This window comes from Pradoshia sp. (assembly GCF_051873915.1).
Classification (GTDB): Bacteria; Bacillota; Bacilli; order Bacillales; family Pradoshiaceae; genus Pradoshia.
Genome location: NZ_JBJEFJ010000131.1, coordinates 21483 through 31543, shown reverse-complemented (window position 1 = coordinate 31543; position 10061 = coordinate 21483). Strand labels below are relative to the sequence as shown.

8 protein-coding genes are annotated in these 10061 nt (G+C 47.2%); all 8 read right to left on the bottom strand.

From position 1 onward, the window contains the following. Nucleotides 1-99: 99 nt before the first annotated feature. A complete protein-coding gene (locus ACI35L_RS11775; RefSeq protein ID WP_049669292.1) occupies nucleotides 100-1698 on the bottom strand; it encodes a CTP synthase in 1599 nt (532 codons plus the stop codon). 213 nt (nucleotides 1699-1911) lie between these two features. After that, nucleotides 1912-2469 carry a DNA-directed RNA polymerase subunit delta gene (rpoE, locus tag ACI35L_RS11770; protein WP_439802947.1) on the bottom strand — a complete coding sequence of 186 codons (558 nt, stop codon included), beginning with the start codon at nucleotides 2467-2469 and terminating at the stop codon, nucleotides 1912-1914. A gap of 93 nt (nucleotides 2470-2562) precedes the next feature. Further along, complete coding sequence (locus tag ACI35L_RS11765) at nucleotides 2563-2736, bottom strand: hypothetical protein (protein WP_439802946.1); 174 nt, start codon at nucleotides 2734-2736, stop codon at nucleotides 2563-2565. Between the two features lie 163 nt (nucleotides 2737-2899). Further along, entirely contained in the window at nucleotides 2900-6145 is a 3246-nt protein-coding gene (icmF, locus tag ACI35L_RS11760) for a fused isobutyryl-CoA mutase/GTPase IcmF (RefSeq protein WP_439802945.1), read from the bottom strand. A gap of 12 nt (nucleotides 6146-6157) precedes the next feature. Further along, a complete protein-coding gene (locus ACI35L_RS11755) occupies nucleotides 6158-6796 on the bottom strand; it encodes a TetR/AcrR family transcriptional regulator (RefSeq protein ID WP_049669289.1) in 639 nt (212 codons plus the stop codon). A 71-nt stretch (nucleotides 6797-6867) separates the two neighbouring features. Then, on the bottom strand, nucleotides 6868-8007 hold the full coding sequence (locus ACI35L_RS11750) for an acyl-CoA dehydrogenase (protein ID WP_049669288.1): 1140 nt from the start codon (nucleotides 8005-8007) through the stop codon (nucleotides 6868-6870). Nucleotides 8008-8026: 19 nt separating this feature from the next. Next, entirely contained in the window at nucleotides 8027-9163 is a 1137-nt protein-coding gene (locus ACI35L_RS11745) for an acyl-CoA dehydrogenase (protein ID WP_439802944.1), read from the bottom strand. 31 nt (nucleotides 9164-9194) lie between these two features. Continuing rightward, a complete protein-coding gene (locus ACI35L_RS11740) occupies nucleotides 9195-10046 on the bottom strand; it encodes a 3-hydroxybutyryl-CoA dehydrogenase (RefSeq protein WP_049669286.1) in 852 nt (283 codons plus the stop codon). Between the last annotated feature and the right edge of the window lie 15 nt (nucleotides 10047-10061).

Here is a 10061-nt window from a genome sequence, read left to right as displayed (position 1 = left end):
TTTTCGTCCTTAAATCTCGTATTCAGTAAATTTTCATTCAAAAGGCCTGAAAATAAAAACAGGAGAACACTCAAATCGTGTTCTCCTGCCATTCTTTTCTTATTTCTCTGCCAATGACGCTTTGACGAAGTCGCGGAATAGCGGCTGCGGGCGTGTTGGTCTTGAGATGAATTCTGGGTGGAATTGGGATGCGACGAACCAAGGGTGATCCTTCAGCTCGACAATCTCTACAAGGCGTCCATCCGGGCTTGTACCTGAGAAGATGAAGCCTTTCTTCTCCATGTCTTCACGGTAGTGATTGTTGAATTCATAACGGTGACGGTGACGTTCGTAAACCACTTCTTCTTTGTATGCTTCGGCTGTTTTTGTGCCTGGTGTTACTTTACATGGATATAGGCCAAGACGAAGTGTTCCGCCGAGGTCCTCTACATCCTTTTGTTCAGGAAGCAAGTCGATGATTGGGTTTGTTGTTTCTGGGTTGATCTCAGAAGAGTTCGCATCAGTCAAACCGAGGACGTTACGCGCGAATTCGATGGATGCAAGCTGCATGCCTAGGCAGATGCCAAGGAATGGTTTTTTGTGCGTTCTTGCATATTCGATTGCAACGATTTTCCCTTCGATTCCACGGTCTCCGAATCCGCCAGGAACAAGAACACCTTCTACATCACCTAGAAGCTCTTCTACGTTTTCTTTTGTTACATCCTCAGAGTTGATCCATTTCACTTTCACGTCTGCATCGAATGTGTAGCCAGCGTGTTTAAGGGATTCAACTACAGAAATGTAGGCATCTTGAAGCTCTACATATTTACCGACAAGACCGATTGTAACGGTTTTGGAAAGATGCGTCACTTTCTCCACAAGCTCTTTCCATTCTGTCATGTCCGCATCTGGTGTTTGAAGTTTTAAGTGATTGCAGACGATTTGGTCCATGTTTTGGTCTTGAAGCATCAAAGGCACCTTGTAAAGAGTGTCTGCATCCGGGCACTCGATAACGGCGTTTTTGTCGATGTCACAGAATAGGGCAAGCTTGTCCTTCATATCTTGAGAAATCGGCATTTCTGTACGCACGACGATGATGTTTGGCTGAATGCCAAGGCTGCGCAATTCTTTTACACTGTGCTGAGTTGGCTTTGTTTTCATTTCGCCAGCCGCTTTTAAGTAAGGAATTAACGTACAGTGAATGTACAATACATTGTCAGAGCCGATATCGCTCTTAATTTGACGAATCGCTTCAAGGAATGGAAGGGATTCAATATCTCCAACTGTTCCGCCGATCTCTGTGATTACGACATCTGCGTTCGTGTCATGACCGGCTTTCATGATGCGTTCTTTGATTTCATTCGTGATATGCGGGATAACTTGGACCGTTCCGCCAAGATAGTCGCCGCGGCGCTCTTTTTTCAAGACATGGGAATAGATCTTCCCAGTTGTTACGTTAGAGAGCTTGGAAAGGTTGATATCGATGAAGCGCTCATAGTGACCAAGGTCTAGGTCTGTTTCTGCGCCGTCATCCGTTACGAATACCTCTCCGTGCTGATAAGGGCTCATTGTCCCTGGGTCCACGTTGATGTATGGGTCGAATTTTTGAATTGTTACTTTTAACCCTCTATTTTTCAATAAGCGACCTAGAGAAGCGGCTGTGATTCCTTTCCCTAGGGAGGAAACTACTCCTCCGGTAACAAAAATATATTTTGTCATAAAAAAATCCTCCTATCATTTCTAAACATTGCGCACGGATAATCATCTATTTCAATCTTACTTTTCGTTAAAATTAACCGACGTATCCATAAAAAAAATAAAAACGCCCCCTTGCGAACAAGGGAGCGTTAATCGCTATAATTAGTTCCTTCATGTTTAAAGGAGCCCAGATAATATTCTACAAAGATTGACACTTGAAGTCAAGGTTGATGTTTATCGATTTTCTTCCTCTTCTTCGAAGTCCTCTTCTTCCTCTTCTTCGTCTTCTTCAATAACGAATTTATCTTTAATGATTTCTTCGTCATCTTCAATCAGATCGTCATCATCTTCATCGAAATCGTCGTCGATTAAGTCTTCGTCTTCTTCCTCTTCATCATCAAAATCATCGATATCGTCGAAGTCTAAATCTTCATCTTCGTCGATAACATCGAAGTCATCAAGATCTTCATCCTCGACAACCTTCTTGCCTTTTTTCTTCTTCACTTTAGAGGCAGGAACAGTTTCTTCTTCTACTTGCTCAACTGGATACCAGCCTTTTAAGCCCCAGCGGTTATCGCCGATGCTGATGAAGCGGCCGTCCACGTTCAGGTCCGTATAGAACTGGCCAATTTTATCTGCCACTTCCTCATCAGACAATCCAAGCATTTGCTGGATTTCATCCATCATCACTTTAAAGTCTATAGCTTCTTTCTTTTCTATAAGTAATAAGTTTGCAATTTCAATGAGGGCCATTTCACGAATATCTTCCATAGACATCTTGGCTAAAGTCATTGTTCGCACATCCTTTCTATCAAATCAACATCAAAACACCCAATTATGCATATCCCATTATAACCAAACGGCTTATCATAATGCCACTTTATTTTACTTCTTGTCTCTAATTCCTTGCTTCCAATGCTGATATGCCTTGAATGCGAAGAAGATGGAGATAAGCAAGCAGCCGACCGCTCCAAGCGAATGGTCATAAAGAATCCGGAACAGCCAGAGGAATGCAAAAAGGATGAGCATGCTGCCTATTCTGCGCCGCATATCCATCATTTAACCCTCCTGTTCTCCATTATGACCCGCTTTTATGTAACTTATAAGGAAGATGACAGTTTTATCCTATCACACAAATGGAAAGGAGGGGGTCATAATTAATTGAATATTTTTGAGATGTAAAGAAAAGCGCGGAAGAAACCCTCCGCGCTAACTCTTTGGATTACATGTTCCTGCGATATTGTCCCCCAACTTCGTATAAAGCATGTGTTATCTGTCCGAGACTTGCTACCCGAACTGTCTCCATTAATTGTTCAAAAATATTCTCTCCGCTGACTGCTGCTTCCTTTAAGCGTTCAAGCGCTTCACCCGATTCATTCTCGCGCTTCTTCTGAAAGGCCTCAAGATTTCGGATTTGATGGTCTTTTTCCTCCTTCGTCGCACGGGCCAGCTGCATACTATTGACCTCTTCCTCGCTTGGAGGATTCGGGTTCAGGTACGTATTCACGCCGATGATTGGGAGCTCGCCATTATGCTTCTTCATCTCATAGTACATGGATTCATCCTGGATCTTGCCGCGCTGGTACTGCATTTCCATTGCACCGAGTACACCGCCGCGGTCATTGATCCGTTCAAATTCCTGCAAAACGGCTTCTTCTACTAGATCAGTGAGCTCATCAATAATATAGGCGCCTTGAAGGGAATTCTCATTCTTCATCAACCCGAATTCCTTCGTGATGATCATTTGAATGGCCATTGCCCTGCGCACAGATTCCTCCGTCGGGGTCGTAATCGCTTCATCATAAGCATTCGTGTGCAAAGAGTTGCAATTATCCTGAAGAGCGATAAGGGCCTGGAGCGTTGTCCGGATGTCATTAAAGTCAATCTCCTGCGCATGCAAGGAGCGTCCAGAGGTTTGAATATGATATTTCAACTTCTGGCTCCGCTCATTTGCCCCGTATTTCTCCTTCATGACAATCGCCCAAATTCGGCGCGCCACCCGTCCTAAAACGGTGTATTCCGGGTCCAGGCCATTCGAGAAGAAGAATGATAGATTCGGAGCAAAGTCATCAATCTTCATTCCTCGGCTCAAGTAATATTCGACATAGGTAAAGCCATTGGAGAGCGTGAAGGCAAGCTGGGATATCGGATTGGCGCCTGCTTCTGCGATATGATACCCAGAAATAGAGACAGAATAATAGTTCCTAACTTGATTCTGCACAAAGTATTCCTGAATATCCCCCATCATTTTCAGGGCGAATTCCGTTGAGAAGATGCAGGTGTTCTGACCTTGATCTTCCTTCAAAATATCTGCTTGAACGGTACCGCGCACAACCTGCAGGGTTTTACTTCTTACGCTTGCTGCCTCTTCCTCAGTGAGCGCACGGCCGAGCTCCTGCTCCTTCTTCTCTAATTGCTGGTCAATGGCTGTATTCATGAACATCGCGAGGATAATCGGCGCCGGACCATTGATGGTCATGGATACGGATGTACTTGGCGCGCATAAATCAAAGCCTGCATAAAGCTTTTTCATATCATCGAGCGTACAAACGCTGACGCCGCTCTCCCCGACCTTCCCGTAAATATCCGGCCGGATATGTGGATCTTCACCGTATAATGTAACCGAATCAAAGGCTGTGCTCAGACGCTTCGCCTCATCATCCTTCGAAAGATAATGGAAGCGGCGATTCGTTCTCTCTGGAGAGCCTTCTCCTGCAAATTGACGTTTCGGGTCCTCTTCCTTCCGTTTGAACGGGAATACGCCTGCCGTGAATGGGAACTTGCCCGGTACGTTTTCCCTTCTTACCCAGCGCACAATCTCGCCATAATCCTTGAATTTCGGCAGGGCAACCTTCGGGATGGTCAGGCCACTTAAAGAGATGGTCTTCAGCTCTGTACGGATTTCCCGGCCGCGTACCTGTGTTACAAGCTCATCCTGGCTGTATGCCTCTCTTTGAGCTTCCCAGCCTTCAATGATCTCGACTGTTTCCGGTTCAAGCTCCTGCTTGGTCTTCTCCTTTAGCTTTTGCAGTGTTTCGGCTGGTTCTCCGTTCTCCTCCAAAGCCTCGATTGTCCCTTCAATCTGGAAGAGCTTGCGGGCAGCCTTCTCCTGCTTAGTGGTGCGCGCATGATACGAACGAACGGCATCGGCGAGCTCACGCAAATAGTATTGGCGGTCTGGCGGAATGATTGTATGCTGCTTTTCTGTCTTCGCATCCTTGCTATAACGTGTCCGGTAATCTGTACCCGTATGCTTTGCCATTGCCTCAACCAAGGCTGCGAATAAAGCATTTGTGCCTTCGTCATTGAACTGGCTCGCAATCGTTCCATACACCGGCAGCTCTGCCAGGTCGCGGTCAAAGAGAGTGCGGCTGCGCTGGTATTGCTTTTGCACCTGACGCAGAGCATCCTGTGACCCTTTTCGTTCAAATTTATTGATAACAATGAAATCAGCATAGTCAATCATGTCAATCTTCTCAAGCTGGGTCGGTGCCCCGAATTCGCTTGTCATTACATACATCGAGATATCACAGACCTCTGTGATGGCTGCATCTCCTTGGCCGATTCCGCTCGTTTCAACAATGACGGCATCATAGCCGGCTGCCTTCACGACGGCAATCGCATCCTTAATAGAAGCAGAGAGCTCTGAGCGGGAATCCCTTGTCGCCAGACTTCTCATATACACATTCGGGTGGAAAATCGCATTCATGCGAATTCTGTCCCCGAGCAGGGCCCCGCCTGTTTTTTGCTTCGTCGGATCAATTGATAAAATGGCCAAGCGGTGATTCGGAAGCTCCCGGATAAAGCGGCGAATTAATTCATCTGTGAGCGAGCTTTTCCCTGCTCCGCCTGTACCTGTTATTCCGATAACCGGAATCGTGCTGGCCTCCTTGGCAAGCTTCTCTATGACAGGTTCTACTGCTGCAGCCTCTTCTGACCTCCACAGTTTATTCTCTGCCATCGTAATCGCGCGTGCTACTGCTAGAGGCTTCTCAGGGCTGAGCGTCTCCGCTGAAATTGTCTCTAATGGCGGAAGCGGGTAATCGCATTCCTTGATTAGAACTTCCATCATGCCCTCTAGGCCTAGCTCTCGTCCATCATCCGGCGAGAAAAGACGGGCAATCCCATATTCATGAAGCTCCTTAATCTCACGTGGGATAATGACTCCTCCCCCGCCGCCATAAATGCGGATATGCGGTGCTCCTCTTTCCTTCAATAAATCATACATATATTTAAAGTACTCCATATGACCGCCTTGGTAGGAGGATACAGCAATTCCTTGTACATCCTCTTCGATGGCCGCGCTCACAACCTCCTCTACTGAGCGGTTATGCCCAAGGTGAATGACCTCTGCTCCCTTTGCCTGAAGAATTCTCCTCATAATATTCACGCTGACATCATGTCCGTCAAACAGACTAGATGCCGTAACAAAGCGAATATGATTCTTCGGTTTATACTCGTTGCTCATAACGTTCCCCCTCTATCGAACTATGTTGGCTCCCTCCGTAATCCCCTTTAACAGCAAATCCGTTTGTGAGTCGATATAATCCTCAATCGTAAAATTCTTCCCGATTGCCCAGCGTCTGAACGCCCACATCTGTCCATGGACAATGATGTTATGGGCAAGTAAATATGTCTGATCTGCTCGGAGCTCAATTTCCTCATTCTCCAGGCAGGCGACAATCAATTTCTCAAACATGCGTGCCATTTCGATTTCCTTATTGAGCACATAAGGCAAGGCCGTCTTGTTTAAAGACTTAGCCTCCTGATACATGACTAATACTTCATCCTGCATTTCATCACAGATGCGAAAGTAATAGGAAATGCCAAGGCGCAGGCCTTCTAGCGTCCCCTCGCTTAATTCGAGCGCCTTTTGCAGCCGCTCCTTCACTTCCTCATAAATATTGTCGCAAACGAGATAGAGGATATCGTCCTTGGACCGGATATATTCGTATAATGTGCCGATGCTGAACCCTGCTGCTCTTGCAATCTCCCTTGTTGTGGTCCGGTGGTACCCTTTCTCAATAAATAAGGCGACCGCTCCCTTGATCATCTCGTCGCGCCGTTTCTTTACAAGCTTCTCGTCCTTGACAGATGCTTGCACCTCTATTTTCTTCAAGATCCCCCACCGCCTTTTTTAAAAGGGTTTCCTCCCGGTTTTTTCCCGGGAGGAATTGTCATGACCTCATCTTACTTCGTCAACATACGGGAAATGACAAGACGCTGTATTTCCTGTGTTCCCTCATAGATTTGGGTGATTTTCGCATCACGCATGAACCGTTCAACCGGGTAATCCTTCGTATAACCATAACCGCCGAAAATTTGCACAGCATCAGTTGTCACGCGCATGGCAGCATCTCCTGCGAATAATTTCGACATCGCCGATTCTTTCCCATACGGAAGACCTTTAGACTCAAGCCATGCTGCCTGATAAGTCAAAAGACGTGCAGCCTCCACGCTTGTCGCCATGTCAGCCAGTTTGAAGCCAACCCCTTGCTGGGCACTGATTGGCTTGCCAAACTGAACACGTTCCTTCGCATAGTCTGTTGCCGCATCAAGAGCACCTTGTGCGATTCCGACTGCCTGTGCAGCAATACCATTACGTCCGCCATCAAGCGTCATCATCGCAATCTTGAAGCCTTCTCCCTCTTCACCAAGACGATTTTCCATTGGTACGCGGCATTCTTCAAAGATTATTTCCGTTGTCGGAGAGGAACGAATACCAAGTTTCTTTTCCTTCTTGCCGACGCTGAAGCCTTTGAAATCCTTCTCAACGATAAAGGCAGTCGTGCCCCTTTGTTTTTTCTCCGGGTCCGTGAGGGCGAAGACAACGTATGTATCTGCAATCCCGCCATTTGTGATAAAGATCTTCGACCCGTTCAGGATGTAATCATCCCCATCACGGCGTGCCGTTGTTCTCATCGCACCGGAGTCAGAGCCGGAGCCTGGCTCGGTCAAGCCGTATGCGCCAATCTTCTCCCCTGTTGCCAAAGGTCGAAGGTAACGCTGTTTTTGCTCCTCCGTACCAAATTTATAGATTGGCCAGCTTGCCAGTGATGTATGAGCGGATAAGGTTACCCCTGTTGATGCACACACACGGGAAAGCTCCTCAACAGCAATGCAATAAGCGACATAATCGCTGCCGATTCCGCCGTACTCCTCCGGCCATGGAATCCCTGTCAGGCCAAGCTCAGCCATCTTATCAAACAGCTCTTTATCAAAGCGTTCTTCCTCATCGCGTTCTGCAGCGGTCGGAGCCACTTCATTCTTGGCGAAATCGCGTACCATCTTGCGGATCATCTCATGCTCTTCTGACAATTGAAAATTCATCTTCCATCCCCCAAATCTATCAATTTACTAATTGCTTACTGATGACAATTCGCTGTATTTCACTTGTTCCTTCATAAATCTCCGTTACCTTTGCATCGCGGAAATAGCGCTCGACTGGATACTCCTCTGTATAGCCGTATCCGCCAAATACTTGGATGGCCTCTGTCGTGACATCCATGGCAGTCCTTGAAGCCATCAATTTCGCCATCGACGATTCCTTCGTGCAGGATAATCCCTCACCTTTTAAGGAGGCTGCCTGATAGACGAGCAGCTTAGAAGCTTCAATCGCTGTCGCCATATCAGCAAGCTTAAAGCCGATTCCTTGCTGAGCACTGATTGGTTTGCCGAACTGCTGCCTCCCCATCGCATAACGTACAGCTTCTACGAAAGCACCTTCAGCGATTCCAAGCGCTTGAGCAGCAATGCCGATTCGGCCCGTGTTCAAGTTACTGAGTGCGATGGCTAGTCCCTGACCCTCAACCCCGAGCAGATTCTTCGCAGGAACCTTCATATCCTCAAAGGTGATTTGCACCGTACGCGAGCCATGAAGGCCCATTTTCTGCTCATCCTTGCCGATGATAAGGCCAGGTGTCCCCTTTTCCACGATAAAGGCAGAGATTCCTTTGCTTCCCTGCTCTGGTGCCGTTTGAGCGAAGACAATATACGTATCTGCCTCTCCTCCATTCGTGATGAAGATCTTGGAGCCATTTAGAATATACTCATCGCCTTGCTTAACGGCCTTCGATTTAAGCGACCCGGCATCTGAGCCTGCGCTCGGCTCCGTCAGGCAGAAGGCTCCCAGATATTCACCGCTGGCAAGCTTCGGAATATAGGCCTTCTTCTGCTCCTCTGTCCCATAAAAGAGGATGGGATTCGTACCGACAGAGGTATGAACACTCAGAATAACGCCGACTGTCGGACTTACCTTTGAGATCTCATGGATGGCGATAATATAGGATGTGAAGTCCATACCGGCACCGCCGTATTCTGCTGGAATGGGAATTCCCATTAGACCAAGCCCGCCCATTTTCTCAAGCACAGCGCTTGGAAATGCCCCTTTTTCCATCTCCGGTATAAATGGTGCAATCACTTCTTCTGCGAATTCCCGCACCATCTTTCTCATCATCTGCTGTTCTTCTGTAAATCTTAAGTCCATTCAAGCTGCCTCCCCATAGGCGTGATGCTTATTAGCTGTATTCATAAAACCCTCGGCCCGTCTTCTTCCCAAGCCAGCCGGCCTTCACATATTTGCGCAGAAGCGGACATGGACGGTATTTATCCTCACCAAGCCCTTCCTGAAGTGTTTCCATAATATAAAGACATGTATCAAGCCCGATGAAATCAGCGAGCTGAAGAGGTCCCATCGGATGATTCATCCCAAGCTTCATGACCTCATCAATCGCTTCCTTGGAGGCAACACCTTCATAAAGTGTGAAGATTGCCTCATTAATCATTGGCATGAGCACACGGTTAGAGATGAATCCTGGAAAGTCATTCACCTCAACAGGTACCTTTCCAAGGTCCTTTGCCATTGTTTCAATGGCGGTATATACCTCATCCTTCGTCGCTAGACCGCGGATGATTTCAACGAGCTTCATGACCGGAACCGGGTTCATGAAATGCATCCCGATGACCTGCTCCGGTCTGTTTGTTGCCGCTGCAATCTCTGTGATTGGCAAGGAAGAGGTATTCGTCGCCAAAATGGCCTCAGGCGGTGCTAGTTGATCGAGCTCAGCAAATAATTGCTTCTTGATCTCCATATTTTCCACAGCAGCTTCAATAACGACATTCACTTCCTTGGCATTTTGCAAATCAGTGGAAGGCTTAATTCGCTCAAGGATTGCAGCCTTCTCTTCATCTGAGAGACGTCCCTTATCAACAAGGCGCTGCACATTTTTCTCAATGCCTGAGCGGCCTCTGTTCACGAATTCCTCCTTCAAATCATGCAGAAATACATCATATCCAGCCGCCGCACATACCTGTGCGATTCCAGAGCCCATTTGGCCGGCCCCTATGACCATGACTTGTTTGATCTCCATTCTGAAAGCTCCCCC